Genomic DNA, 26,438 nt, shown 5'->3' on the forward strand with positions numbered 1-26,438 from the left:
CTTAGGCTTGATGCAAGGGGCATGGCGAGTGACGCATGGCTAGCCTTTCGGCGATGCGAAGTCGTCCGAATTATCGCCGATTGCTGCAGGCGCAGGCGGGAGTGGTTATCGTCGTCACCCTTCTCGGCTTAGGGGTAGGCGGGCAGAAGGTAGCCATGTCGGCAGCAACGGGAGGGCTGGTTTGTCTGCTTCCCAATTTGTTTTTCGTCTGGCGATTAGGCTTACTGGGGAACCGCCGACAGGCAAGTCGCTTCGTGTCCAGCTTCTATCGGGCCGAAGCCGGTAAGCTCGGTTTGACGGTGGCATTGTTCGCCTTGGTATTCGTGTCAGTGCCCCCCTCAAACCTGGCTTTTTTCTTTGGCGCATACGTGGCGGTCCACTTCATGCACTGGCTGGCTCCCTGGCTATTGCGTGGATGACCGACCCCAACGAGAGGCAGATCCATGGCTGGCAACAACCCCTCGCCGACCGAGTATATTCAGCACCACCTGCAGAATCTGACCTTCGGCTATCACCCCGAGAACGGCTGGTCGATGGCGCACTCCGCCGCCGATGCCCAGGAAATGGGCTTCTGGGCTCTGCACCTGGACACCATGGGCTGGTCCATCGCCATGGGCGCCCTCTTCATCTGGTTGTTCCGCAAGGCCGGCAAGGTAGCGACCACCGGGGTGCCGGGTACCCTGCAAAATATCGTCGAGATGGTCTTCGAGTTCGTCGAGAACACCGTCCACGGCGCCTTCCATGGCCGTAACCCTGTCATTGCCCCGTTGGCGTTGACGCTGTTCGTCTGGATCTTCCTGATGAACCTGCTCAAGCTGATCCCGGTGGACTACGTGCCCGAGATCTTTGCGCGTCTCGGCGTCGAATACATGAAAATGGTGCCTACCACCGATCCCAACGCTACGCTGGGTATGGCGTTTGGCGTCTTCCTGCTGATCATCTACTACAACCTCAAGGTCAAGGGCGCCGGCGGCTTCGCCAAGGAACTCTCGCTCACGCCGTTCAACCACTGGTCGCTGATCCCCTTCAACCTGGTTCTCGAGATCATCGGCCTGCTCGTCAAGCCGCTGGGTCTCGGCTTGCGTCTCTTCGGCAACATGTTTGCCGGCGAAGTGATCTTCATCCTCATTGCCCTGCTGCCGTTCTGGGTGATGTGGACGTTGAACGTACCCTGGGCGATCTTCCATATCCTGGTCATCAGCCTCCAGGCCTTCATCTTCACCGTGCTGTCCGTCGTCTACTTGAGCCAGGCGCACGAACATCACTGAAACGCGCAACACTTGATCAACCCATCACTTGAACCTCAACTCGAGAAACTAGGAGTATCACCATGGAATTCGTCTACCTTGCTGCCTCCCTCATGATCGGTCTGGGCGCCCTGGGCACCGGTATCGGCTTCGCCATCCTCGGCGGAAAGCTGCTGGAATCCACCGCACGCCAGCCGGAACTGGGTGACCAGCTGCAGACCAAGACCTTCCTGATGGCCGGCCTGCTGGACGCCGTGCCGATGATTGGTGTAGGTATCGCGATGTACCTGATCTTCGTTGTCGCCGGTTAACATGCTGCATACCGGGCGCCCTGCGCTCGGTTTGCCTGTTTCCGGTCGCCACGAACCAGTCAGAGGTACATCCCTGTGAATATCAACATGACGCTTATCGGGCAGACGATCGCCTTCGCGATCTTTGTCTGGTTCTGCATTAAGTTTGTGTGGCCGCCGATCAGCAACGCGCTCCATGAACGGCAGCGCAAGATCGCCGATGGCCTCGATGCGGCCAGTCGGGCTTACCGTGACCTCGAGCTCGCCCAGGAGAAGGCTGATGCCACCCTGCGCGAGAGCAAGGAGCAGGCTTCCCAGATCCTCGAGCAGGCCAACAAGCGCTCCTCGCAGATGATCGAGGAGGCTCGCGAGCAGGCCCGCGCAGAAGGTGAGCGCATCGTGGCTTCCGCACGCGCCGAGATCGACCAGGAAGTCCAGCGTGCCAAGGATGACCTGCGCGCCCAGGTGTCGCATCTGGCGGTCACCGGGGCCGAGCGGGTTCTTGAAGCCTCCGTCGACGAGAAGGCACATCGCAAGCTGCTCGACAAGCTTGCGGCCGAACTGTGAGGAGGTGACCCATGGCGGAACTGTCTACCGTCGCACGACCCTATGCCAAGGCAGCGTTCGACTATGCCCAAGACCAGCAGGCACTGGATGCCTGGTCCGACTGGCTGGTCACGCTGGGTCGCGTCGTCGCCGTGCGTGACGTCGAGAAGCTTCTGACTCATCCGGGCCTGGCCGCCGAGCGCAAGGTGGCCCTGCTGCTGGAGCTGGCGGAAGTCGACATCGACGAGGCGTCGCGTCGTTTCCTAGAAACCTTGGGCGAGAAGGGCCGCCTGCCGGCTCTGCCGGCCATCGCCGAACAGTTCGAGCGGCTGCGCGCCGAGGTCGAGAAGCGCGTCGATGTTACCGTGGTCTCGGCCTACCCGCTCGACGACGATCAGCAGGACAAGCTCGCCGGTGCGCTCAAGAAGCGCCTGAATCGCGAAATCTCCATTACCACTCAGGTGGACTCCGCGCTTCTCGGTGGCGTCATCCTGCGTACCGGCGACACCGTCATCGACGGGTCGGTACGCGGTCGACTGACACGCCTCTCCGAAGCCCTTACCGCTTGAGTCTGAGGGACATGGCATGCAGCAACTGAATCCTTCCGAGATCAGCGACATCATCAAACAGCGTATCGAGAAGCTGGATGTCGCATCCGAAGCCCGCAATCAGGGCACCATCGTCAGCGTTTCCGACGGTATCGTGAAAGTTCACGGTCTCGAAGACGCGATGTTCGGTGAAATGATCGAGTTCCCCGGCAGCATCTTCGGCATGGTGCTCAACCTCGAGCGCGACTCCGTGGGCGCCGTGGTGCTGGGCGACTACCTGCAACTCGAAGAGGGCATGACCGCCCAGTGTACCGGCCGCATCCTCGAGGTGCCGGTGGGCCCCGAGCTGATCGGCCGCGTGGTCGATGCCTTGGGCAACCCCATCGATGGCAAGGGCGACATCAACGCCAAGTTGACCGATGCGGTGGAAAAGGTCGCCCCCGGCGTCATCACTCGCCAGTCGGTCGACCAGCCGGTGCAGACCGGTCTCAAGTCCATCGATGCCATGGTGCCGATCGGCCGCGGCCAGCGTGAGCTGATCATCGGTGATCGCCAGATCGGCAAGTCGGCCATCGCCATCGATGCCATCATCAACCAGAAAGGCAAGGGCATCACCTGCGTCTATGTGGCCATCGGCCAGAAGCAGTCGACCATTGCCAATGTGGTACGCAAGCTCGATGAGCATGGCGCGATGGAGCACACCATCGTGGTCGCCGCCGGCGCCGCCGACCCGGCGCCGATGCAGTTCCTCGCGGCCTATTCTGGCTGCACCATGGGCGAGTACTTCCGCGACCGTGGTGAAGACGCGCTGATCGTCTACGATGACCTCTCCAAGCAGGCCGTGGCCTATCGCCAGGTCTCCCTGCTGCTGCGCCGCCCGCCGGGCCGCGAAGCCTATCCGGGTGACGTCTTCTACCTCCACTCTCGTCTGCTCGAGCGTGCCGCTCGCGTGAACGCCGACTACGTCGAGAAGCTCACCAATGGCGAGGTGAAGGGCAAGACCGGCTCGTTGACGGCCCTGCCGATCATCGAGACCCAGGGCGGTGACGTCTCGGCCTTCGTGCCGACCAACGTGATCTCCATCACCGATGGTCAGATCTTCCTCGAGACCGATCTGTTCAACTCGGGTATCCGCCCGGCGATCAACGCCGGCCTCTCGGTGTCCCGTGTGGGTGGTTCGGCCCAGACCAAGATCATAAAGAAGCTCGGCGGTAGCGTTCGCCTGGCCCTGGCCCAGTATCGCGAGCTGGCGGCCTTCGCCCAGTTCGCCTCCGATCTGGACGAGGCCACCCGCAAGCAGCTGGAGCATGGTCAGCGCGTCACCGAGCTGATGAAGCAGAACCAGTATTCGCCGATGTCCGTGGCCGAGATGGCCCTCTCCCTGTATGCCGCCAACGAGGGCTACCTGGATGAGGTTGAGGTCAACAAGGTGCTGGACTTCGAGCGTGCCCTGCGTGATTTCATGAAGGCCGAATACGCCGAGCTGCTCGACAAGATCAACGAGACCGGCGACTACAGCAGCGAGATCCAGGAAGGGCTGAAAGAGGGTCTCGACAAGTTCAAGGCCACTCAGAGCTGGTAATCCCGTTGGCCCGTCCCGCTTGCGAGGCGGGCCCTGGAGCTTTCTGAGTGCCACGAACGGAGTAGATCGCTATGGCAGCTGCAAAAGAGATACGCACCCAGATCGGGAGCATCAAGAACACGCAGAAGATCACCAGCGCCATGGAAATGGTCGCGGCGTCGAAGATGCGCAAGGCCCAGGACCTGATGAAGGCCAGCCAGCCGTACGCGCGTCAGATCCGCAACGTGGTCTCGCATGTCGCCGATGCCAACCCGGAGTACCGTCATCCTTGGATGGTCGAGCGCGACGCCAAGCGGGTCGGCTATATCGTGGTATCCACCGACCGTGGCCTGTGTGGCGGTTTGAACGTGAACATGTTCAAGGCCGTGATCACGGACGCCAAGGCGTGGCGTGAGCACGGGGCCGAGCTCGACTTCTGTGCCCTGGGCAGCAAGGCCGGCAGCTTCTTCAAGAGCTACGGGGGCAATCTCGTCGCGGCGAAGAGCGGCCTGGGCGAGTCACCCGAGGTCGAGGACCTGATCGGCAGCGTGAAGGTCATGCTGGATGCCTATGACGAGGGTCAGCTGGACCGCCTATATGTGGTGTACAACGAATTCGTCAACACCATGACCCAGAAGCCGGTGGTCCGTCAGCTGTTGCCTCTGTCGCCCGACATGGGTGCGGAATCGCACGACGAAGAAGACAAGCGTCCCGGTAGCTGGGACTACCTGTATGAGCCGGATGCCAAGGCGCTGCTGGATAGCCTGTTGGTGCGTTTCATCGAATCGCAGGTCTATCAGGCGGTGGTCGAAAACGGGGCCTGCGAACAGGCCGCGCGGATGATCGCCATGAAGAGTGCCACCGACAACGCCGGCAATCTGATCGACGACCTGGAGATGGTCTACAACAAGGCCCGTCAGGCGGCCATTACCCAGGAAATCTCCGAGATCGTCGGTGGTGCCGCCGCCGTATAGCGCCAGGGGAGGCCATGGCCCTCCCGGCATGCAGGTTTCATTTTCAGGTATTTGAGAGGAACCAAGATGAGCGGACGTATCGTACAAATCATCGGCGCGGTGATTGACGTAGAGTTTCCGCGGGACGATGTTCCCAAGGTCTACGACGCGCTGAAGGTCTCGGATGTCGAGACCATTCTCGAGACCCAGCAGCAGCTGGGTGATGGCGTGGTGCGTACCATCGCCATGGGCTCTACCGAAGGGCTCAAGCGTGGCATGGAGGTTACCAACACCGGTGCAGCCATTTCCGTGCCGGTGGGCAAGGCGACTCTGGGCCGGATCATGAACGTGCTCGGTGAGCCCATTGATGAGGTGGGAGATATCGGTGAAGAAGAACGCATGCCGATCCACCGCAAGGCCCCGGGCTATGCCGACCAGGCGGTTTCTAACGAGCTGCTCGAGACCGGTATCAAGGTAATCGACCTGGTCTGCCCGTTCGCCAAGGGCGGCAAGGTCGGCTTGTTCGGTGGTGCCGGCGTGGGCAAGACCGTCAACATGATGGAGCTGATCCGCAACATCGCCACCGAGCACAGTGGCTACTCGGTGTTCGCGGGTGTCGGCGAGCGTACCCGTGAGGGTAACGACTTCTACCATGAGATGACCGAGTCCAACGTCATCGACAAGGTGTCGCTGGTCTACGGCCAGATGAACGAGCCGCCCGGCAACCGTCTGCGCGTGGCCCTGACCGGCCTGACCATCGCCGAGAAGTTCCGCGATGAAGGCCGCGATGTGCTGCTGTTCATCGACAATATCTACCGCTATACCCTGGCCGGTACCGAGGTTTCTGCCCTGCTGGGTCGGATGCCTTCCGCGGTGGGTTACCAGCCGACCCTGGCCGAGGAGATGGGTGTCCTCCAGGAGCGTATCACCTCCACCAAGACCGGCTCGATCACCTCCGTGCAGGCCGTCTACGTGCCCGCAGACGACCTGACCGACCCGTCACCGGCAACCACCTTTTCGCACCTGGACGCCACCGTGGTACTGGCGCGTTCGATTGCCGAGCTGGGTATCTATCCGGCCATCGATCCGCTGGACTCCACCTCGCGTCAGCTGGATCCGCTGGTCGTGGGCGAGGAGCACTACAACACCGCTCGCGGTGTGCAGAATGTGCTGCAGCGCTACAAGGAGCTCAAGGACATCATCGCCATCCTGGGCATGGACGAGCTGTCCGACGAGGACAAGCTGGCCGTGTACCGGGCGCGCAAGATCCAGCGCTTCCTGTCGCAGCCGTTCTTCGTCGCCGAGGTGTTCACGGGGTCGTCCGGCAAGTACGTGTCCCTGAAGGACACCATCCGCGGCTTCCAGGGCATTCTCGACGGTGAGTACGACGAGCTGCCGGAGCAGGCCTTCTATATGGTCGGCACCATCGACGAGGCCGTCGAGAAAGCCAACCAGATGAAGTAATCCCGTCTACCTGGGAGACGTCGTCATGACGAAAAGCTTCAAGTGCGAGATCGTCAGTGCCGAGGAGGGGATCTTCTCCGGCCAGATCGAGCGCATCATCGCCACCGGTCGCATGGGCGAGCTGGGGATTCTACCCGGCCACGCACCGCTGCTGACCGAGCTCAAGCCGGGTCCGGTGCGCGTGCTTCATGATGGCGGCCAGGAGGAGAACTACTACGTCTCGGGAGGCTTCCTGGAAGTCCAGCCTGACGTGGTGACCATCCTGGCCGACGCGGCCACCCGCGCTCATGACCTCGATGAGGCAGCGGCCGAAGAGGCACGTCAGCATGCGCTGAAGAACCTCAACGACAAGTCCGCCGAGCTGGACTATACCCGTGCCTCGGCCGAACTGGCCGAAGCCGTGGCCCAGCTTCGCACGATTCAGCAACTGCGCAAGAAGGCCGGCAAGGGCTGATCCAGCCTCGTGCCGTCGACAACGCCCCTCGAACCCAGCGTCCGGGGGGCGTTGTCGTTTCTGCCGGTGCCTGACCCTTCCTTCCCTTCCGGCTGATGACACGGCGCTCACAGGAGGATAGCCATGTCTCTCGACAATACCCTGCAGCCCTACCGGGTAGCGCTCTTGACTGCCCTGGAGGAGCAGGACGCCGAGGGGCTCGGTGTCCTGCTGCGTGAGCTGCGTTCGGCGGACATCGGTGAGCTCGTCGAGGATGCCCTGCAAGAGGACGAAGAGGGCCTGCCGGTAGCCCTGGCGCTGCTCGACAGCCTGCCCCTCGAGCGTCGTGCCAATGTGCTGGGCTACCTGCCCGGCGAGGAGCAGCGGGCGGTCGCCGAAGCGATGGAGGACAAGGCCCTGCTCCTGCTGCTCGAGGAGATGGGCTCCGACGAGCGGACTGACCTGTTCAAGGTGCTCGACGAGGATCGTCGCGAGGCGCTGCTGCGTCGCATGGCCCACCGCGAGCGAGAGGAACTCAAGCGGCTGGCCAGCTACGAAGAGGGCACCGCTGGAGCGATCATGACTGCGGACTATGTGGCCATCCCCACGGGGATGACCGTCTCCCGCGCCCTGATGCGGGTGCGACAGACGGCCCCTGATGCCGAGACGGTTTACCAGCTCTATATCATTGACCCGGAGGGACGCCTGGCCGGCACCCTGTCGCTGCGCCAGCTGATGGTGGCGCGCCCCGGGGCCCTGATCGACGACCTGATGATCAAGGACGTGATTAGCGCCAGCGTCGACGAGGCCCAGGAGGAGGTGGCCCGCACCGTTGCTCGTTACGACCTGCTGGCCCTGCCGGTGGTCGACGTCGACGGGCGGCTGGTGGGCATTGTCACCCATGACGATGCCATGGACGTGGTCGAGTCCGAGGCCACCGAGGATATCCACAAGGGGATGTCCATCGGTGCACTGGAGGATGGGGTCAGTCGGGTGCCGCTGTGGAGCCTCTATCGCAAGCGCGTCACCTGGCTGGTGCTGCTGGTGTTCGGCAACCTCTTCTCCGGGGCCGGTATCGCCTACTTCGAGGAGACCATCGCTGCCCAGGTGGCGCTGGTGTTCTTCCTGCCTCTGCTTATCGGCAGCGGTGGCAACGCCGGGGCCCAGGCTGCAACCCTGATGGTGCGCGGCATGGCCACCGGCGACGTAGGGGTCAAGGACTGGGGCAGGATGCTTGGGCGCGAGCTGCTGGTGGCGGGTTCGCTGGGGCTGACCATGGCGCTGGCCGTGGCACCCATTGGGGTGATACGCGGCGGCGAAGAGGTGGCGATGGTGGTGGCGGTGAGCATGATCTGTATCGTGCTGTTTGGCAGCCTGCTGGGCATGTGCCTGCCCTTCGTGCTGGATCGACTGGGCTGGGACCCGGCCACCGCCTCGGCGCCGCTGGTGACCACCGTGATCGATGCCTCGGGGGTGGTGATCTACTTCGGCTTCGCCACCATCATGCTGTCGGGGATGTGAACCGCTGACGGCGGACAGCCGGGCCGGGGATGTGTATCCTCTGTTTCCGCCTCGGCGCCGGCGCCTTCCACCCACACGGACCGTTTCATGGACTGGCTACAGATCTTCGTCCTCTCAATCGTGCAGGGGTTAACCGAGTTCCTGCCGATCTCCAGCTCTGCCCACCTGATCCTGGTGCCGGTCTTCACCGACTGGGATGACCAGGGCCTGGTCTTCGACGTCGCCCTGCATATCGGCAGCCTGAGCGCGGTGGTGCTCTACTTCCGTCATGAGCTGGTCGGCATGACCGCCAGCTGGTGCCGCAGTGTGGCGGGAAAGGGCTGTGACGAGGATGCGCGATTGGCATGGTGGGTGATCCTGGCCACCATCCCGGTGGGGCTCGCGGGCCTGGCCTTCCAGGATGCCATCGAGGGGATCATGCGCTCGCCGCTGGTCATTGCCGGCGGCCTTATCGTCTTCGGCCTGCTGCTCGCCTACGCCGACTGGCGCCGCCGCGGGACGCGCAACGAGTATCACCTGAGCTGGCAGGATGCCCTCTGGATCGGTCTGGCCCAGGCCCTGGCATTGATCCCCGGGACCTCGCGTTCCGGCATCACCATGACCGCGGGGCTGCTGTTGGGATTGAACCGGGAGGGGGCGGCACGCTTCTCCTTCCTGTTGTCGATCCCGGTGATCGTGCTGGCCGGTGGCCTCGAGATCGTTGGACTCGTCGGCACCGCCGGACCGGTGGACTGGGGTGCCCTGGTGGCCGGAGCGCTGTTCTCGGGTATCAGCGCCTATCTTTGCATCCACTTCTTCCTGGTTTTCATCAAGCGCATCGGCATGCAGCCTTTCGTGGTCTACCGCCTGGTGCTGGGTATTGCCCTGATCTGGTTATTCGGAGGTTCTCCGTCATGATAGCTCGGCGCTTCCTCTGGCTGCTCCTGCTGATCATCCTGCTGGCGGGCTGTTCCGAACGCGACCGGCCGCTGGAACCGCCGGTGACCTTTGAGGGAGAGACCTTCGGTACCTTCTATCAGGTGGTCATTGCCGATCCCCTGACCCGCCGGGAGGCCGACAAGCTCGAGTCGGGTATCCTCGCCGAGCTGGAGTCGGTGGACGCCGCCATGTCCACCTGGCGAGAGGATTCCGAGCTCATGGCCTTCAACGAGGCGCCGCTTGGTGAGTGGCAGCCGCTTTCCGATGCGCTGATCGAGGTACTGGCCATCGGCCAGTCGGTGGCCGAGGCCAGTGATGGCGCCTTCGACATGACTATCGGCGGCCTGGTCAATCTGTGGAGCTTCGGTCCCGAGGCGCGCCCCCGGGAGATGCCAAACGAGGCCACCCTGGTCGCACGATTGGCCGAGATCGGCCCCGACAGCCTGGAGGTCGACGAGCAGGCACGCCAGGCTCGTCGCCTGCGCAATGTCTTCGTCGATCTCTCCGCCGTGGCCAAGGGACATGCCACCGACCGGGTGGCAGCCTACCTGACCCAGCAGGAACTCGACCACTACCTGGTCAACCTGGGTGGTGAGGTCAAGGTGGCCGGCCATCGCGACGCGGAGTCGGCGCCCTGGCGTATCGGCATCGAAGTGCCCCACGAGGGTCGCCAACAGGCCCAGCATGTGCTGCCTCTGGAGGATATCTCGGTTGCCACCTCCGGTGACTACCGCAACTATTTCGAACACGACGGCCAGCGCTATTCCCACACCCTGGACCCACGCACCGGGCACCCAATCGATCATCGCCTGGCCTCGGTGACCGTCATCCACCCCTCTGACGCCTGGGCCGATGCCTGGGCCACCGCCCTGCTCGTATTGGGCGAGGAGGAGGGGATGGTGCTGGCCCGCCAGAGGGAACTCGCGGTGCTGATGCTGGTACGCCAGGGGGAGGGCTGGACGAGCCTCGCCAGTCCGTCTTTCGTGGAATACTTCGGCCCCGATGCCGCCGAGGAGCTTGGCGTGACCCTGGTCGATCAACCGCTATCCGGCATGGCGGTGGAGGCGGAACGACCCCTAGAATAGGCGGGATGAGATGAACCCGGACAAGGAGTCATGATGACGCTCGACGTGGTGATACTGGCAGCGGGGCAGGGAACCCGCATGCGCTCGACCCGGCCCAAGGTGTTGCACCAACTGGCCGGTAAGCCGATGGTGCGTCACGTGATCGACACCACCAGGGGGCTCGAGGCCGAGCGCACCCATGTGGTGGTCGGCCACGGGGCCGAGCAGGTGCGCGAGGCGCTGGCCGATTGCCGAGTGCGCTTCGCCCTGCAGGCTGAGCAGAAAGGCACCGGTCATGCCGTGGCCCAGACCCTGGAGTCGCTCGGCGAGGGCAGGGTGCTGGTGCTTTATGGCGACGTGCCGCTGATCCGCCGCGAGACGCTGGTCGAGTTGCTGGCCCACGTCGATGAGCAACACCTGGGCCTGCTCACCGTGACCCTGGAGGACCCCGCGGGCTACGGGCGTATCCTGCGCAATGCGGCGGGCGAGGTGGTGGCCATCGTCGAGCACAAGGATGCCTCCGAGACCGAGCGGGCCGTACATGAATGCAATACCGGCATCATGGCCATGACGGCCGCCCAGCTGCGGCGCTGGCTGCCGCGTCTCTCTGCCGACAATGCCCAGGGCGAGTACTACCTGACCGATATCATCGCCATGGCCGCCGCCGAGGGTGTGAAGGTTGCCACCGCCCAGCCGGCGCGACCGCTGGAGGTCGAGGGCGTCAACAACCGGGCCCAGATGGCCCGCCTTGAGCGCGCCCATCAGCACGATATCGCCGAGCGACTGATGGAGCAGGGGGTGGCCCTGCTCGATCCGTCGCGCCTCGATGTGCGTGGCCGCCTGACCTGCGGCCATGACGTGGAAATTGATGTGGGCTGTGTCTTCGAGGGTGAGGTGGAACTGGGTGAGGGAGTGCGCATCGGACCCCACTGCGTGATCCGCGAGAGTCATGTCGGTGCCGAGAGCGTGATCGAATCCCATAGCGTCCTCGATGGAGCCGTTGTGGCTGGGCACAATCGTATCGGCCCCTTTGCCCGCCTGCGGCCTGGCTCGCGGCTGGCGGTGGGCGCAAGGGTCGGAAACTTCGTCGAGACCAAGAACGTCGAGGTGGGCGAGGGCAGCAAGATCAACCATCTGAGCTATGTGGGTGATGCCCGTCTGGGGCGCGACGTCAACGTCGGCGCCGGGACCATCACCTGCAACTACGATGGCGTCAACAAGCATCGTAGCGAGATTGGCGACGGTGCCTTCATCGGCTCCAACACGGCCCTGGTGGCGCCGGTCAGTGTGGGCAAGGGCGCCACCGTGGGCGCCGGATCGACCATCAGCAAGGATGTCGCCGACAACGCCCTGGCCGTCTCCCGGGGTCGCCAGATCAGCAAGGCCGACTGGCCGCGGCCGACCAAGCGTCAGCAACCCTGAGGAGAGTTCTTATGTGTGGAATCGTCGGTGCCGTTGCCGAGCGCAACGTTCAGGGCATCCTGCTGGAGGGACTGAAGCGCCTGGAGTATCGCGGCTATGACTCCGCCGGGATGGCGGTTCTCACTTCGGAGGGACGCCTGCAGCGGCGTCGTGCCTTGGGCAAGGTGGCGGCCCTGGAGGAGCGCCTTATGGATGAGCCGCTGCCGGGGCACAGCGGGATCGCCCATACCCGCTGGGCGACCCACGGCCGTCCCAGCGAGCTGAATGCCCATCCGCACCAGTCAGGCGAGCGTCTGGCGGTGGTGCACAACGGCATCATCGAGAATCATGAGTCCCTGCGGCGTGAGCTCGAAGCCGAGGGCTACGCCTTCACCTCCGAAACCGACACCGAGGTCATCGCTCACCTGCTGGAGCGGGAGAGCCGCCGGGCCGGTGACCTGCTCACCGCCGTGCGGCGCGTTCTTGACCAGCTGAACGGGGCCTACGCACTTGGGGTGATCCATGCCGATGAGCCCGGCGTTGTCATCGGGGCTCGCAAGGGCAGTCCCCTGGTGGTGGGGGTGGGCATCGACGAGGCCTTCCTGGCCTCCGACTCCCTGGCCCTGCTGCAGGTCACCGACCGCTTCATCTACCTGCAGGAGGGCGACGCGGTGCGCCTATCTGCCGGCGGTCGCATCGAGGTGTTCGATGACGAGGGCACTGCGGTGGAGCGCGCGGTCCAGACCTTCGAGCATGGCGACGGGGCGGCCAGCAAGGGTGACTATCGCCACTTCATGCTCAAGGAGATCCACGAGCAGCCGGCGGTGATCGCCGCCGCCCTGGAGGGTCGCCTGGGCGAACGCTCGGCGCTGGTGGAGAGCTTCGGCCCCGAGGCCGAGACGCTCTTTCGGCAGGTCAGACAGATCCATATCGTCGCCTGCGGCACCAGCTACCATGCAGGCATGGTGGCTCGCTACTGGCTGGAGCGCTATGCGGGGGTGCCGGTGCAGGTGGAGGTCGCCTCGGAGTATCGCTATCGCCAGGTGGTGGTGCCCGAGGGGACCCTCTTCGTGACCCTCTCGCAGTCCGGTGAGACCGCCGATACCCTGGCGGCCCTGCGCTTTGCCCGGGAGCGTGGCTATCTCGCCAGCCTGGCGATCTGCAACGTGCCGGGGAGCTCGCTGGTGCGCGAGTCCGACCTCACCCTGATGACCCAGGCCGGGCCCGAGATCGGCGTGGCCTCCACCAAGGCCTTCACTACCCAGCTCACCGCCCTGATGCTGCTGACCCTGGCACTGGGCAAGGTGAAGGGGCTCGGCGAGGGGGTCCAGTCCGACCTGGTGTCGGCGCTGCGCTGCCTACCCGACCTGGTGGCACGAGTGCTCAAGCTGGACCCGGCGATCGAACGGCTCTCCACTGCCTTCGCCGAGAAGCACCATGCGCTCTTCCTGGGGCGCGGCGCTCACTTCCCCATCGCCCTTGAGGGTGCGCTCAAGCTCAAGGAGATCTCCTACATCCACGCCGAGGCCTATCCGGCGGGCGAGCTCAAGCACGGCCCCCTGGCACTGGTCGACAGCGAGATGCCGGTCATCTCCGTGGCGCCCAACGACGAGTTGCTCGACAAGCTCAAGTCCAACCTTCAGGAGGTGAGAGCCCGCGGTGGCGAGCTCTTCGTCTTTGCCGACGAGGATGTCGGCCTGCAGGAGGCCGAGGGGATACGAGTGATTCATCTGCCCCATGTGCACGAGGCGCTGGCACCGATCCTCTATACCCTTCCGTTGCAGTTGCTCAGCTACCACGTGGCGGTGCTCAAGGGAACTGACGTGGACCAGCCGCGCAACCTGGCCAAGTCCGTCACCGTGGAGTGAAGTCGCACTACGCCTCGTCGTGCCTAAACCTTGGCCTGCCCATGTGGGCCAATCCCGACTGGCGCGGCGGCCTCTATCCGCCCCATGGCGGCAGCGAGGGCTGGCTTGCGGACTATGCCCGCGTATTCTCGAGCGTGGAGGGAAACACCACCTTATACAGCGGTGCACCGCGGAGCGAGACCGTGGCGGCCTAGGCCCGCCAGGTACCGTCTGGCTTCCGTTTCTGCTTCAAGCTGCCGGCGCACCTGACCCACGAGCGGCGTCTCGCTGGCATCGAGGCGGATCTCGATGCCTTTCTCGAGTCACTCTCTCCGCTGCATGATCGGCTTGGTCCGATGATGGTACAGCTGCCAAGGGATTTCGGTCCTGACGAGCTGCCCCGGCTGGCCAATCTGCTGGCGCGCTGGCCGGCAGGGATTCCCTGTGCGGTGGAGGTGCGCCACAGGGAATTCTTCCACAAGGGGAGGGCCGAGAAGGCCCTCAACCGAATGTTGATAACTTACGGCGTGAACCGCGTGATGCTTGACGTGCGCGCGCTCTTCGCCACCTCGGCCGGTGCCCACTCGGGGCTCCAGGATGCCCAGTCCGAAAAGCCGAGAGTCCCATTACACGTGCTTTCCACGGGAGACTGCCCGGTAGTGCGCTTTATCGGCCATGTCGATCATGAGATCAACGACCGCTGTTTCACCCCTTGGATCGAACGTCTTATCTTGTGGATAAATCAGGGGAAAACCCCTTACCTGACGGTGCATACGCCGGACAACCGCGAGGCACCGGAACTGGCGCGCCGCCTTTATTACCGGCTTTGCAAACACGGTTCACTCCCTCCCCTCGAGGCCTTCGCCGGCGAGCGCCAGGTGAGGCTTTTCTGAGAGAACTCCAGATCTCGCGCTACGCCCAAAGTCGGGGGGAGAATCTTCCCTCCATGGCTGGCCATCAAGCGTTTGATCGGATAGTTTTACGGGTCGGCGTGCCAATACCTATGGATATTGACTGGATCCTGCGCATAAGTTGCGTGGATCTTGCGAGTATCGGGCACCCGGGCATCTTCCGTTCCTTGCCGCATTGGCCCGGATCGCGCGAGATGCGACGCGGCAGCGATCCTGCCTGGATCCTGTCATGCTCTGGACGGCGTCGTGTGAACCATGGCGCCCTGGACGTGGCAATGACAAGCACAAGCCGTCTTCGCGCCAGATCGGCCGTTGGCGACACGTACTCTCAGGGTGAAACATGTCGAAACTTTCCCACGCACAGTGGTCATCGAAGATGGCCTTCATCCTGGCTGCTACCGGTTCGGCGGTGGGGCTAGGCAATATCTGGCGCTTTTCCTACATGGTGGGTGACAGCGGAGGCGCGGCCTTCGTGCTCATCTACCTGGCCTGCGTGGCTCTGGTGGGCCTGCCGATCCTGGTGGCGGAATGGCTTATCGGCCGCCGTGGCCAGGAGAACCCGATCAATTCCATGGTCGACCTGGCCCGCAAGAATGGCCGACTGCCCGCCTGGGCGCTGGTCGGGGCCAGCGGTGTGCTGGCCGCCTTCCTGATTCTCTCTTTCTACAGCGTTATCGGTGGCTGGTCGCTCTCCTATACCCTCGGCTCGGTGACCGGGGCCTTCACCGGCCAGGATGCCGACGGTGTCAGCGCGATCTTCACCGGCCTGCTGGGCAACCCGGTGGCGCTGACCCTATGGCATACCGCCTTCATGGCCCTGGTCATCTGGATCGTGGCGCGTGGTGTCACCAAGGGCCTGGAGGGGGCTGTGCGCACCTTGATGCCGGCACTGGTGGTGCTGATGCTGGTGCTGGTGGGCTACGGCATGACGACCGGCCATTTCGGCGAGGCGCTGGCCTTCATGTTCAGCCCCGACTGGGGCGCGGTCACCGGTGAGGTCGTGCTGGCGGCCATGGGCCAAGCCTTCTTCACCCTGTCGCTGGGTATGGGCATCATGATGGCTTACGGCTCCTATCTGGGCGAGGACGTCAACCTGATCGGTACAGCCCGGACGGTGATCATCCTGGATACCGCCATCGCCCTGCTGGCGGGCCTGGCCATCTTCCCCATCGTCTTCGCCAATGGCCTGAGCCCGGGCGAGGGGCCCGGCCTGATCTTCGTTACCTTGCCGCTGGCCTTCGGCAACATGACCGGTGGCATGATCCTTGGCCTGATGTTCTTCCTACTGTTGACCTTCGCGGCGCTGACGTCGGCGATCTCGTTGCTGGAGCCGGTGGTTGAGCTGATGGAGGAGCGCACTCCGCTCTCGCGCATGGCGGCCACCCTGGTCGGCGGCGTTGCGGTCTGGGTGCTGGGCATCGCGGCGCTGATGTCGTTCAACGTCTGGGACGGCTTCCTGATCCTGGGCCTGAACGTCTTCGATCTGCTGGATACCTTTACCAGCAAGTTCCTGCTGCCGTTGACCGGCCTGGGGGCTATCCTCTTCGTGGCCTGGCGGCTTGATCGCGATAGTGTGGCGACCGAGCTGAACCTCTCCGGCGGCCAGGCGACGCTGTGGTTACTGGTGTCGCGTTTCGTGGCGCCGGCCGGCGTGATCCTGGTCTTCGTCTCGAGCCTCTGAGACGGGAGCGCCGGACGGTCCAGTGCGAAACGCCTTCGACGAGCCCCGCCCCGGCGGGGCTCGTTGCGTGATGCGGCATCAGTGCATCTCGTCTTCCACCAGTTCCTCGTCGGGAAGCGGGGCGATGTCCCGGGTCAGTCGCTTGAATTCGTTATGAAGTTCGATACCGCGCCGGGCGCGCAGGTTGCGCTGGGCGGCTGTGCGTGAACGCTGCTCGTGTTCGACGACTTCCATGCTCATGAAGATGTCGAGAAGCTCACTCTTGAGGGAGGATAACCGTTCGACATTGCGCATGATCGACTCTCCTATTTCGCGACACTGCACTTTTTACTATACCCCACTTGACAGAATGATGACGGTGCATGCTGAAAATGCACAACGCTGCGCCAACGATCGCCGAATGACATGGCGACCGGCGGTGTGTGGCGCCGAAGTGCGCATCGGCCATCGGCTTGGGGCATACTGTGAGCATGAATCCGCCAATCTTTCCGCCGTCACGCCCTCGTGGCGGGATGGCCAGTTTGCAAGGAGTCCCGCGTGAGCCGCGCCCTGTTCGATGAGATGAGACGTCGCATGGAGCACTTCCGCCGCTCCGAGCAGAAGGTTGCGCGGTTCGTGCTGCGCCAGCCCGAGGAAGTGATCCACATGCGCATCGTCGACCTGGCGACCGAGGCCAAGGTCAGCGAGCCCACCGTGGTGCGCTTCTGCCGCGCCCTGGGATGCAATGGCTTCCAGGATTTCAAGCTCCAGTTGGCACAGATGCTGGCCTCGGGCAGCCAGTTTGCCCAATTCTCGATGAATGACAGCGACTCGGTGGCGGAATTCTCCCAGAGCATCTTCGATTCCACCGTGGGTACCTTGCTCTCGGTGCGCGATCGTCTCGACAACGAGGCCCTGAGCCAGGCTATCAATGCGTTGGCCATGGCCAACCGGGTGGAATTCTACGGCTTCGGTGCCTCCGGGGCCGTGGCCTCTGATGCCCAGCACAAGTTCTTCCGCCTGCAGATATCCACCGCGGCGTACACCGATCCGCACATGCAGAACATGTCGGCGGTAACCCTGAAGGAGGGCGACGTGGTCGTGGCGATCTCCCAGACCGGCCGCACCCGGGCGCTGGTCGCTAGCGTGCGCCTGGCCCGGGAGGCCGGTGCCACGGTGATCGGCCTCTGTCCCAGCGGCTCGCCCCTGGCCGAGGAGGTCACCCTGCCGCTGTATATCGATGTCCACGAGGACACCGAGATCTATACCCCGATGAGCTCGCGTATCGCCCACCTGGTGCTGGTCGACGTGCTGGCGGTGGGTGTGGCCAAGACCCGTGGCCCGAAACTCGCCGAGCAGCTTCGCGAAGTGAAGAAGAGCCTCAACCCACTGCGCTTCCCGGAACAGGAAGGCAGGCCTTAGAACTGAAAAGCCCCAATGAGAGGGGCGCCGGGGATAGGCCGACGGGGAGGTCCGAGGATCAGGGATGGCCGAGGTAGCATCCAGGGAGGGATTCATAGCGTCTCCCCATAGGCCTATCACCGGATTAGCCTCGAGCGGCACTGCATCTCCGGTCCTGTGCTAAGCTGAGCGCCCATTTTCCGAGCAGCGATGCCTTCCCCATGGATGACGTCACGGCGATTCTCGACCACATGAACCCGGCCCAGCGCGAGGCGGTCAGTGCGCCTCAAGGCAACATGCTGGTGCTGGCCGGGGCCGGGTCCGGCAAGACCCGGGTGCTGGTGCATCGTATCGCCTGGCTGATGCAGGCCGAGGGGCTCTCGCCCTATGCAGTGCTCGGCGTGACCTTCACCAACAAGGCGGCCCGCGAGATGCGCACCCGCCTGGAGGCCTTGCTGGGCATCTCCCTGCGCAATGTCTGGGTGGGGACCTTCCACTCCATCGCCCATCGCCTGCTACGTACACACTGGCAGGACGCCCGTCTGCCCCAGCATTTCCAGATCATCGACAGTGACGACCAGCTAAGGCTGGTCAAGCGTCTGCTCAAGGACCACCGCATCGATGATGAGCGCTTCCCGCCGCGTCAGGTGCAGTCGTTCATCTCCGGTTGCAAGGAGGAGGGGCTGCGCCCCCACCAGGTCGATGCCCATGGCGATGCCTACCTGGCCCAGATGGTCGAACTCTACGAACGTTACCAGCTGACCTGCGAGCGTGGTGGCCTGGTGGATTTCGGCGAGTTGCTGCTGCGCAGCCTGGAGCTTTTGCGGGACAACCCGGCGCTGCTGGCCCACTATCAGGAGCGCTTCGGCCATGTGCTGGTCGACGAATTCCAGGATACCAATACATTGCAGTACGCCTGGCTCAAGCTGCTCACCGGCATGAAGACCCCGATGACCGTGGTGGGTGACGATGACCAGTCGATCTACGGCTGGCGCGGTGCGCGTATCGAGAATATCCGGCGCTTCGAACAGGAATTTCCGGCGACCAGGACCGTGCGACTGGAGCAGAACTACCGTTCCACCAGCGCCATCCTCGACGCCGCCAATGCCCTGATCCGCCACAACGCCGGGCGGATGGGCAAGGAGCTGTGGACAGAAGGTGCCAGGGGCGAGCCGATCTCCGTCTATTCCGGCTTCAATGATCTGGACGAGGCACGCTTCATCGTCGACACCATCCGCGAGAAGGTCGAGGAAGGCATAAACCGACGCGAGATCGCCATCCTCTACCGCTCCAACGCCCAGTCCCGAGTGCTGGAGGAGACCTTGATCCGCCAGGGCGTGCCCTACCGCATCTACGGTGGGCAGCGCTTCTACGAGCGCCTGGAGATCAAGAATGCCCTGGCCTACCTGCGCCTGTTGCTCAACCGTGACGACGACGCCTCCCTGGAGCGGGTGATCAACGTCCCGGCCCGGGGCATCGGCACCCGCACCGTGGAAGTGCTGCGTACCCGCGCCCGGCAGACCGAGGTCTCGCTCTGGCAAGCGCTGCACGATGGCCTGCTGGATGCCTCGCTCAAGGGGCGGGCCGCCACGGCGGTGCGGGCCTTCGCCGACCTGATCGAGCGACTCGACAACGACACCGCCGGCCTGGCGCTCCACGAGATCATCGACCACGTCATCGAGACCTCCGGACTGATCGAGCATCACCGCAGTGAGAAGGGTGAGAAGGGGCAGGCCCGGGTCGAGAACCTCGAAGAACTGGTCACCGCCGCCAAGGCTTTCACCCAAGGCGAGGCTTTTGAGCCCCCCGAGGCCGGTGAGGGGGCGGTGGCCTTGGAGGGTTTCCTCTCCGAGGCCGCGCTGAATGCCGGCGACCACGAGGCCGAGGAGTTCGAGGACTGCGTGCAGCTGATGACCCTGCACTCGGCCAAGGGCCTGGAGTTCCCGGTGGTATTCATCGCCGGGGTCGAGGAGGGCCTGTTCCCGCACAAGATGTCCATGGAGGAGCCGGGCCGCCTGGAGGAGGAGCGGCGGCTCTGCTACGTGGGCCTGACCCGCGCCATGCGCAAGCTCTACCTGACTCATGCCGAGCTGCGACGCCTGCATGGCAAGGAGACCTTCCAGCGCGCCTCGCGCTTCCTGCGCGAGCTGCCCGAGGAGACCCTCGAGGAGGTGCGACTGCGCGGCCAGATTTCCCGGCCCGTGACTGCCCGCCCGGCCGTGGGGCTATCACGCCAGACCTCGGTTGACGGAGGCGGCGAGCTACCCTCGCTCTCGCTGGGCCAGCGAGTCAGCCATCCGGTGTTCGGCGAGGGGGTGATCCTCAACGCCGAGGGGGAGGGCGAGCGTGCCCGGGTCCAGGTCAGCTTCGAGGGCGAGGGCGACAAGTGGCTGGTATTGGGGTTCGCCAAGCTCAAGCCGCTATGACCCCAGCCAATCGGTTTCCGCTACCCTCATCCTCAGGCCCTCTTGTTCAGCGTTGGCAAGGAAGGCGTTACTCTAGTTCGAAGTAAAAGAGTTCGAAGGTAAATAGTTCGAAGAAAAAATAGAGCGAAGAACAATGCGATCCATGCTGAAACGATGGTTCCCGGAAGTCACGGCCCAGTGGTCATCCCTGAGCGGCTACCAGCGCTTCGAGCGACTGGTCTCGCTGATTCTGACGGTTGCCATCAGCGGTGTGGTCCTGGTAGCGCTGTATTATCTGATCGGTCACGTGGTGCAGTTATTGTTCGTGAATACCCGAGATCCCTTCGACTATCGGGTATTCCAGGCGGTCTTCGACATGATCCTCACGGTCCTCATCGCCATGGAATTCAACAACTCCATCGTGCGGACCATGAAGCATGATGGTGGCTTCATCCAGGTCGAGATCGTGGTGCTGATTGCCGTCATGGCGCTGGTCCGGAAATTCATGGTGATGGACCTGGAGACCATCGATCCCTGGAAGATACTGGCGCTTTCTGCCGGCGTGCTCTCCCTGGGGCTCTGCTACTGGCTGGTGCGTCAGGGCAACCGGCGTGGACCGGAGCGATGATCCCTTCACTCGTCACTGGATCGCTTGCCGGCAAATTCGGCCTTGACGCATACTCATGAGTGGATACGACTCGAGTCAGCAAGAGTTGCAGATATAACAAACATCATGGAGTCACCCTCGCATGCAACGTCGCCTCTTTCTCAAGAACAGCCTCAAGACCCTGGGCGCGGGTGCCGCCGCCGGCGCTGCCGCCCCCTTCATCTCCACGGCCAGTGCCCAGGAGACCATCACCTGGGACATGGTGACCTCCTGGCCCAAGAACTTCCCGGCGCTGGGCACCGGGGCCAACGATTTCGCCGCGCGCATCGAGCGCCTCTCGGGTGGCCGCATGAAGATCCGGGTGCACGGTGCGGGTGAGCTGGTGCCCGCCATGGAGGTGTTCGACGCGGTGGCCGAGGGTACCGCCGAGATGGGCCACTCTGCCTCCTACTACTGGCGTGGCAAGACCCTGGCCTCCCAGTTCTTCACCGCCGTGCCCTTCGGCATGACCACCACCGAGACCAACGCCTGGCTTTACAATGGCGGTGGCCAGGAGCTGTGGGACGAATTGTACGCCAAGCACAACCTCAAGCCCTTCCCGGTAGGCAATACCGGCACCCAGATGGCCGGCTGGTTCAAGAAGGAGATCAACTCGCTGGAGGACATGCAGGGCCTCAAGCTGCGTCTGCCGGGCCTGGCCGGCGAGGCCATGAACGGCATCGGCGTGACCACCGTGAACACCCCGGGGTCCGAGATCTTCACCTCCCTGCAGACCGGCGTGCTGGATGCTGCCGACTGGGTCGGCCCCTACAACGACCTGGCCTTCGGCCTGCACCAGGTAGCCAAGTACTACTATACCTCGGCCTGGAACGAGCCCAGCGCCACCCTCGAGGGTACGGTCAACCTGGATGCCTGGAACGCCTTGCCCGACGAGCTCAAGGCGGTGGTCAGCGAAGCGGCCATGGCCTCCAACCTGGCGATGATCAGCGAGTTTGCGGTGCGCAACGCCGAGGCGCTCGATACTCTGGTCAACGAGCACGGCGTGGAGCTGCGCACCTTCCCGGATGAGGTACTGGAAGCGCTCTACGCGTCCTCCCAGGAGGTGCTCGAGAAGCAGGTGGAAACCGACGAGGAGTCACGAAAGGTCTATGACTCCTACACCGCCTTCCAGCAGAAGGTGCGGCGCTTCACCGACGTGGGCGAATTCGCCTACCTCAAGACCCGGGAGAAGGTCAGCGGCTGAGGTCCGGTATCCCTCGCGACCTTGCCATGGGCGCCCTTGCGGCGCCCATTCTCGCTCTGGGGATGGCGATATTGCGCTATGACGGCGTCAGCCACCCTGGCGGACGGCACGAATCCGCCCGTTGTCGTCCAGGGCAACCATCACGAAGCGGGCCTCGGTAACCTTGTGCAACTCGTTTGCATCGCGTTCTTGGGGGGCACGGACCCATACTTCCACGTCGATCTTGATCGAGCTGTGGCCGATCTCGCTGACCCCGGTGAAGATGTTGACCATCGAGCCCACCCGCACCGGGCAGAGGAAGTCCATGGCCTCGATGGCCACGGTGGCCGTGCGGCCTCGGGCCTCGCGGCCGGCGGCCACTTCGGCGGCCTGGTCCATCCGGGCGATCAGCCAGCCGCCGGGAATGTCGCCGTGCAGGTTGGTATCCTGACGGCTGGCCAGCAATCTTAGCGTCAAGTGACCCTGGGGGGCGGGGATGTCATCGATGTCTGTCATGGAAGCCTGAGTGATTCGGGTTGTTGTTGTACGGGGTCGATCAGCTCGCCATGGTATATGGCGAGGCCACCGGTTCACCACCATTGCAACAAGATGTCCTGTTGCCCACCCTGCTCATCCCTTCATCGAGGAAGCCGTCATGTCTGCCGTCCTGCGTCGCTGCCTGGCTCCCTGGCTACTGCTGGTTGGGCTAGTTTCCCCCCAGGCCCAGGCCGAAGAGATCGCCGGAACGCTGGGTGCGATGGGATCCGACACCATGGCAGGGCTGATGCTGCGATGGGGAGAAGCGCTGACCCGCCAGCATCCCGGCATCCGCTTGCAACTGCAGGCCAGTGGGTCAGCCAGTGCGCCGCCGGCCCTGGTGGCCGGCACCACCCGGCTGGGGCCCATGTCGAGGCCCATGAACGAAGCGGAGCGACGGGCCTTCGTCGAGCGCCACGGCTACCCGCCGCGGGAGCTGGCGGTAGCCCGGGACGCCCTGGTGGTCGTGGTCCATCGTCACAACCCCCTCGAGAGCCTGGGGCGTCGTGAGTTGGATGCCATCTTTTCCGACTCTCGGCGCTGCGGGGCGCACGAGGACATCCAGCGCTGGCAACAGCTGGGGCTCGACAGGCCCGAGGGTCGCATTCGCCTGCATGGCCGCAATGCGGCATCCGGCACCCATGGGCTGTTCCGACGGATCGCGCTGTGTGACGGCTACTTCCGTCCCGAGGTCAACGAGCACCCTGGGTCTGCTGCGGTAGTGGCGGCAGTAGCTGAAGACCTGCGGGCCATCGGCTATGCCGGGCTCAACCACCTGACCCCGGGCGTGAAGGCCCTGGCCCGCCGCGATACCGAGGGGACGCGCCACTTCCCCGACCCCGAAGCGGTGCAGCGCGGCGACTATGTGCTGTCCCGCGACCTCCATCTCTATCTCAACCTGCCCCCTGGCGAGCCCCTGCCAGTTGCTGAGCGTGCCTTCCTCGACCTGGTGCTGTCGCCGGACGGGCAGGCGATCGTCGAGGAGCTGGGTTTCGTGGCCCTTCCCGAGAGCAGGCGGCAGCATCAGCGCCGCGATCTGGGATTGGACGAGGACGGCGGCTGATGCTGTCATCTCCCTGTCATTACACTGTCGTACGATTCCGTTAGCCCCTCGTTTCGCGCAGGCCCGGTCATGCCCGACTCCTCCCCCCCGCTTTCCGTTCGACGCCGCCTGCGTCAGGGGCGCGATCGCCTGGCCACCGTTCTGGTCACCGCGGGCGGCATCGGGGTGATCGTCGCGCTGCTTGCCATCGGCGTCTTCCTGGCGGTCGAGGTGGTGCCGCTATTCTGGTCCAGTGGGGCGACGCAAACGATCAGCCAGGAGGCCCTCTGGCTGCCCCTGGAGGTCGCAGATGACGCGGTTGGCTATCGCTGGGATCCCACCGCCAGCCTGGCGGCAGACGAGGTGGCACGGGTCAGCCTGGTGCCCCTGGCCTGGGGCACCCTGGAGGCGGCTGCCTGGGCCCTGCTGATCGCCGTGCCCCTGGCCCTGGGTGCAGCCGCTCATTCGGCCTTGTTCATGTCGCCGCGCCTGCGCAGCCACCTGAAGCCGACGCTGGAGCTGATGGAGGCGTTGCCCGGCGTGGTGATCGGCTTCGTGGCCGGACTGGTGCTCGCCCCTTGGGTGGAGCGCCACCTGGCCGATGTCCTGGCCATGCTGGTGCTGCTGGTGCCCGGGCTGCTGCTCGCCGGTGGCCTCTGGTCGTGCCTGTCCCCGCGTCTGCAGCAGGCGATGCCGCTGGGCTGGGCGGGCCTGTGGCTGCTGCCCTGGCTGCTGCTGGTGCTGGCCACCGCGCAGGCCATCTCTCCCTGGCTCGAGGCCTGGGCGTTTGGTGGTGACCTGCGCCACTGGCTGGAGGTGCGCCTGGGGCTAGACATCGCCGTGCGCAACGCCATGATCGTCGGCATGGCCATGGGGTTTGCGGTGATGCCCAGCGTCTACGCGCTGGCAGAGGATGCCCTCTCGGGTGTACCGCGAAGCCTTGCGGAGGGCGCCCAGGCACTGGGGGCGACCCGCTGGCAGACCCTGTGGCGGGTGGTGCTGCCGGCAGCGTCCCCCGGCATCTTCTCGGCGGTGATGATCGGCGCCGGGCGGGCGGTGGGCGAGACCATGATCGTGCTGATGGCCAGCGGCAATGCGGCCCTGATGACCTGGAATCCCCTGGACGGACTGCGCTCCCTGGCGGCCACCATTGCCATTGAACTGCCTGAGGCAGGTCCCGGTGGCATGCACTATCGTCTGCTGCTGCTGGCGGCCTTGCTGCTGTTCGTCTTCACCTTCCTGGTCAACACCCTGGCCGAGCTGGTGCGGACCCGGCTGCGGCGTCGCTACCGTCGCCTGGGGGGCGGGGCATGAGGCCGGATTCCGGGTCCCGGAGGCGCTTGTTCCGCGGCGAAGGCCCCGGCGCCTGGCTGGCGGCGGGCAGCGTGGCGCTCTCGCTGCTGGCACTGTTGGCGTTGCTGGCGTTGCTGGCGATTCGCGGCCTGGGGCACTTCTGGCCCGCTGACGTGGCCCTGGTGGTGTTCGAGGATGGCCGACAGCTCGCCGGCGAGCGGGTTCGGGAGGTCCCGCTGCCGGCGGGGATGGGGCGTGAACGGCTCTACCGGACCGGCAACCGGGACCTGGACGGTGCTCGCTGGGACTGGGTGGCGGTATCAGCCATCGCCGCGGTCAGCCATCCATCCGACCTGGTGGTACTGGAGCGCCGCCGCTGGGGGGAGGCGATCGGCCGGCTCACGGCGCTGGAAAGCGAGACGGGAGAGCGGATCGAGGGCGAGGCTGCCTGGGCGGCCCTCGAGACCCGCCTGGCCGAGCTGGCAACGCTGCGCCAGGCCCGCGATACCCTGCGCGACGAGGTCATCCTGCCGCGGGTCAGAGCCCTTGAGGAGGGGGACGACGCAGATCGCGAGCTGGCCATGGCCAATGCCCGGCTGCGCGAGCTGCAGGCGACCATGGAAGGCGGCCAACTGACTCTGGAGACCGCCGACGGGGAGCGACTGGTGGTGCCGCTGGAGCAGGTATTGCGGGCGCGGCGTCCCAACGCCATGTCGTCGCTCGACAAGCTCGTCGCCTGGGGAGAGGGTGTCTGGCGCTTCCTCTCGGAAGGCCCGCGGGCGGCCAATACCGCCGGCGGCGTGTGGCCGGCGATCTTCGGCACCGTGCTGATGGTGATGCTGATGTCGATTCTGGTGACCCCTTTCGGGGTCCTGGCGGCCATCTACCTCAACGAGGTGGCCCACCAGGGGCGGCTGACCCGACTGGTGCGGATCGCCGTGCGCAACCTCGCCGGGGTGCCCTCCATCGTCTACGGCGTCTTCGGCCTGGGGGTGTTCGTCTACGGCATCGGCGGCACCCTGGATGAGTGGTTCTTCGATGACCGACTGCCATCCCCCACCTTCGGCACCGGCGGCCTGCTGTGGGCCTCCCTGACCCTGGCTTTGCTGACCCTGCCGGTGGTGATCGTGGCCACCGAGGAAGGGTTGGCGAGGATCCCTGACCAGCAGCGCGAGGGTGCCCTGGCCCTGGGCGCCACCCGGCTGGAGATGCTCACCCGGGTAGTGTTGCCCATGGCCACGCCGGCCATGCTTACCGGGGTGATCCTGGCCGTGGCGCGCGCCGCCGGCGAGGTGGCACCGTTGATGCTGGTGGGCGTGGCCAAGCTGGCCCCCCAGGTGCCGGTGGACGGTGACTTCCCCTTCCTGCATCTTGACAGCAAGTTCATGCATCTCGGTTACCACATCTTCGATGCGGCCTTGCACGGTGGCGATGTCCAGGCGTCGATGCCACTGGTCTATGCCACGGCGCTGCTGCTGGTGCTGGTGATACTGGTGCTTAACCTGACTGCAATATTTCTGCGTCATCATCTCAGTACGCGTCACGGAGCGCTCAGCCGTCGATGAGC

The 26,438-nt window shown here is 64.6% G+C and carries 24 protein-coding genes and 1 pseudogene; 23 read left to right on the forward strand and 2 right to left on the reverse strand.

Going from position 1 to position 26,438, the window contains the following annotated elements:
- Window positions 1–35 precede the first annotated feature (35 nt).
- The 16 genes and pseudogenes from BMY30_RS08310 to BMY30_RS08385 all read left to right on the forward strand — a co-directional run bounded on the left by BMY30_RS08310 (window position 36) and on the right by BMY30_RS08385 (window position 16,385).
- The gene (locus tag BMY30_RS08310) at window positions 36–419 is read left to right on the forward strand and encodes an ATP synthase subunit I (RefSeq protein ID WP_089712473.1); all 384 of its coding nucleotides are present in this window, start codon (window positions 36–38) and stop codon (window positions 417–419) included.
- A 24-nt stretch (window positions 420–443) separates the two neighbouring features.
- A complete protein-coding gene (gene atpB, locus BMY30_RS08315) occupies window positions 444–1,268 on the forward strand; it encodes a F0F1 ATP synthase subunit A (protein ID WP_089712476.1) in 825 nt (274 codons plus the stop codon).
- Between the two features lie 62 nt (window positions 1,269–1,330).
- The gene (gene atpE, locus BMY30_RS08320; protein WP_089712478.1) at window positions 1,331–1,558 is read left to right on the forward strand and encodes a F0F1 ATP synthase subunit C; all 228 of its coding nucleotides are present in this window, start codon (window positions 1,331–1,333) and stop codon (window positions 1,556–1,558) included.
- Between the two features lie 75 nt (window positions 1,559–1,633).
- Complete coding sequence (locus tag BMY30_RS08325; protein WP_089712481.1) at window positions 1,634–2,104, forward strand: F0F1 ATP synthase subunit B; 471 nt, start codon at window positions 1,634–1,636, stop codon at window positions 2,102–2,104.
- Window positions 2,105–2,115: 11 nt separating this feature from the next.
- Window positions 2,116–2,652: a F0F1 ATP synthase subunit delta gene (locus tag BMY30_RS08330; RefSeq protein WP_089712483.1), complete on the forward strand. Its 537-nt coding sequence runs from the start codon at window positions 2,116–2,118 to the stop codon at window positions 2,650–2,652.
- A gap of 16 nt (window positions 2,653–2,668) precedes the next feature.
- Complete coding sequence (gene atpA / locus BMY30_RS08335; RefSeq protein ID WP_089712484.1) at window positions 2,669–4,213, forward strand: F0F1 ATP synthase subunit alpha; 1,545 nt, start codon at window positions 2,669–2,671, stop codon at window positions 4,211–4,213.
- Between the two features lie 71 nt (window positions 4,214–4,284).
- A complete protein-coding gene (gene atpG / locus BMY30_RS08340; protein ID WP_089712486.1) occupies window positions 4,285–5,166 on the forward strand; it encodes a F0F1 ATP synthase subunit gamma in 882 nt (293 codons plus the stop codon).
- A gap of 66 nt (window positions 5,167–5,232) precedes the next feature.
- Complete coding sequence (gene atpD / locus BMY30_RS08345) at window positions 5,233–6,609, forward strand: F0F1 ATP synthase subunit beta (protein WP_089712488.1); 1,377 nt, start codon at window positions 5,233–5,235, stop codon at window positions 6,607–6,609.
- A 25-nt stretch (window positions 6,610–6,634) separates the two neighbouring features.
- Complete coding sequence (locus tag BMY30_RS08350; protein ID WP_089712490.1) at window positions 6,635–7,063, forward strand: F0F1 ATP synthase subunit epsilon; 429 nt, start codon at window positions 6,635–6,637, stop codon at window positions 7,061–7,063.
- A 123-nt stretch (window positions 7,064–7,186) separates the two neighbouring features.
- A complete protein-coding gene (gene mgtE / locus BMY30_RS08355; protein WP_089712492.1) occupies window positions 7,187–8,563 on the forward strand; it encodes a magnesium transporter in 1,377 nt (458 codons plus the stop codon).
- An 87-nt stretch (window positions 8,564–8,650) separates the two neighbouring features.
- Complete coding sequence (locus BMY30_RS08360) at window positions 8,651–9,460, forward strand: undecaprenyl-diphosphate phosphatase (RefSeq protein WP_089712494.1); 810 nt, start codon at window positions 8,651–8,653, stop codon at window positions 9,458–9,460.
- Window positions 9,457–10,566, forward strand: coding sequence for an FAD:protein FMN transferase (locus BMY30_RS08365; RefSeq protein WP_089712496.1), 1,110 nt, complete (start codon window positions 9,457–9,459; stop codon window positions 10,564–10,566). Before BMY30_RS08360 ends, BMY30_RS08365 begins: the two co-directional genes overlap by 4 nt.
- A gap of 30 nt (window positions 10,567–10,596) precedes the next feature.
- Window positions 10,597–11,967, forward strand: coding sequence for a bifunctional UDP-N-acetylglucosamine diphosphorylase/glucosamine-1-phosphate N-acetyltransferase GlmU (gene glmU / locus BMY30_RS08370; protein WP_170840100.1), 1,371 nt, complete (start codon window positions 10,597–10,599; stop codon window positions 11,965–11,967).
- An 11-nt stretch (window positions 11,968–11,978) separates the two neighbouring features.
- A complete protein-coding gene (gene glmS / locus BMY30_RS08375) occupies window positions 11,979–13,814 on the forward strand; it encodes a glutamine--fructose-6-phosphate transaminase (isomerizing) (RefSeq protein ID WP_089712500.1) in 1,836 nt (611 codons plus the stop codon).
- A gap of 41 nt (window positions 13,815–13,855) precedes the next feature.
- A pseudogene (locus BMY30_RS08380) lies at window positions 13,856–14,686 on the forward strand (DUF72 domain-containing protein).
- Between the two features lie 358 nt (window positions 14,687–15,044).
- Window positions 15,045–16,385 carry a sodium-dependent transporter gene (locus BMY30_RS08385; protein WP_089712502.1) on the forward strand — a complete coding sequence of 447 codons (1,341 nt, stop codon included), beginning with the start codon at window positions 15,045–15,047 and terminating at the stop codon, window positions 16,383–16,385.
- A gap of 78 nt (window positions 16,386–16,463) precedes the next feature.
- On the opposite strand, the gene BMY30_RS08390 is transcribed toward BMY30_RS08385, so the two are convergent.
- Window positions 16,464–16,679 (reverse strand): PA3496 family putative envelope integrity protein, encoded by a 216-nt coding sequence (locus tag BMY30_RS08390; RefSeq protein ID WP_089712504.1) that lies wholly within the window; start codon window positions 16,677–16,679, stop codon window positions 16,464–16,466.
- Window positions 16,680–16,922: 243 nt separating this feature from the next.
- Here BMY30_RS08390 and hexR point away from each other — a divergent pair, with 243 nt between their 5' ends.
- The 4 genes from hexR to BMY30_RS08410 all read left to right on the forward strand — a co-directional run bounded on the left by hexR (window position 16,923) and on the right by BMY30_RS08410 (window position 22,020).
- Entirely contained in the window at window positions 16,923–17,786 is an 864-nt protein-coding gene (gene hexR / locus BMY30_RS08395; RefSeq protein WP_089712506.1) for a transcriptional regulator HexR, read from the forward strand.
- A 200-nt stretch (window positions 17,787–17,986) separates the two neighbouring features.
- Window positions 17,987–20,191 carry a DNA helicase II gene (gene uvrD, locus BMY30_RS08400; RefSeq protein WP_089712508.1) on the forward strand — a complete coding sequence of 735 codons (2,205 nt, stop codon included), beginning with the start codon at window positions 17,987–17,989 and terminating at the stop codon, window positions 20,189–20,191.
- A gap of 142 nt (window positions 20,192–20,333) precedes the next feature.
- Window positions 20,334–20,798, forward strand: coding sequence for a phosphate-starvation-inducible PsiE family protein (locus BMY30_RS08405; protein ID WP_244516160.1), 465 nt, complete (start codon window positions 20,334–20,336; stop codon window positions 20,796–20,798).
- A gap of 121 nt (window positions 20,799–20,919) precedes the next feature.
- Window positions 20,920–22,020 carry a TRAP transporter substrate-binding protein gene (locus BMY30_RS08410; RefSeq protein WP_089712510.1) on the forward strand — a complete coding sequence of 367 codons (1,101 nt, stop codon included), beginning with the start codon at window positions 20,920–20,922 and terminating at the stop codon, window positions 22,018–22,020.
- Window positions 22,021–22,107: 87 nt separating this feature from the next.
- Here BMY30_RS08410 and BMY30_RS08415 read toward each other — a convergent pair whose 3' ends face one another.
- Window positions 22,108–22,515, reverse strand: coding sequence for an acyl-CoA thioesterase (locus BMY30_RS08415; RefSeq protein WP_089712514.1), 408 nt, complete (start codon window positions 22,513–22,515; stop codon window positions 22,108–22,110).
- A 139-nt stretch (window positions 22,516–22,654) separates the two neighbouring features.
- Here BMY30_RS08415 and BMY30_RS08420 point away from each other — a divergent pair, with 139 nt between their 5' ends.
- The 3 genes from BMY30_RS08420 to pstA all read left to right on the forward strand — a co-directional run bounded on the left by BMY30_RS08420 (window position 22,655) and on the right by pstA (window position 26,436).
- Window positions 22,655–23,599 carry a phosphate ABC transporter substrate-binding protein gene (locus BMY30_RS08420; RefSeq protein WP_089712516.1) on the forward strand — a complete coding sequence of 315 codons (945 nt, stop codon included), beginning with the start codon at window positions 22,655–22,657 and terminating at the stop codon, window positions 23,597–23,599.
- A 69-nt stretch (window positions 23,600–23,668) separates the two neighbouring features.
- A complete protein-coding gene (locus tag BMY30_RS08425; protein ID WP_089712518.1) occupies window positions 23,669–24,892 on the forward strand; it encodes an ABC transporter permease subunit in 1,224 nt (407 codons plus the stop codon).
- A complete protein-coding gene (gene pstA / locus BMY30_RS08430; RefSeq protein ID WP_089712520.1) occupies window positions 24,889–26,436 on the forward strand; it encodes a phosphate ABC transporter permease PstA in 1,548 nt (515 codons plus the stop codon). The genes BMY30_RS08425 and pstA overlap by 4 nt, the downstream gene beginning before the upstream one ends.
- The last annotated feature ends 2 nt before the right edge of the window (window positions 26,437–26,438 follow it).

Origin of the sequence: Halomonas daqiaonensis, from assembly GCF_900109725.1 — a bacterium.
Taxonomy (GTDB): Bacteria; Pseudomonadota; Gammaproteobacteria; order Pseudomonadales; family Halomonadaceae; genus Halomonas; species Halomonas daqiaonensis.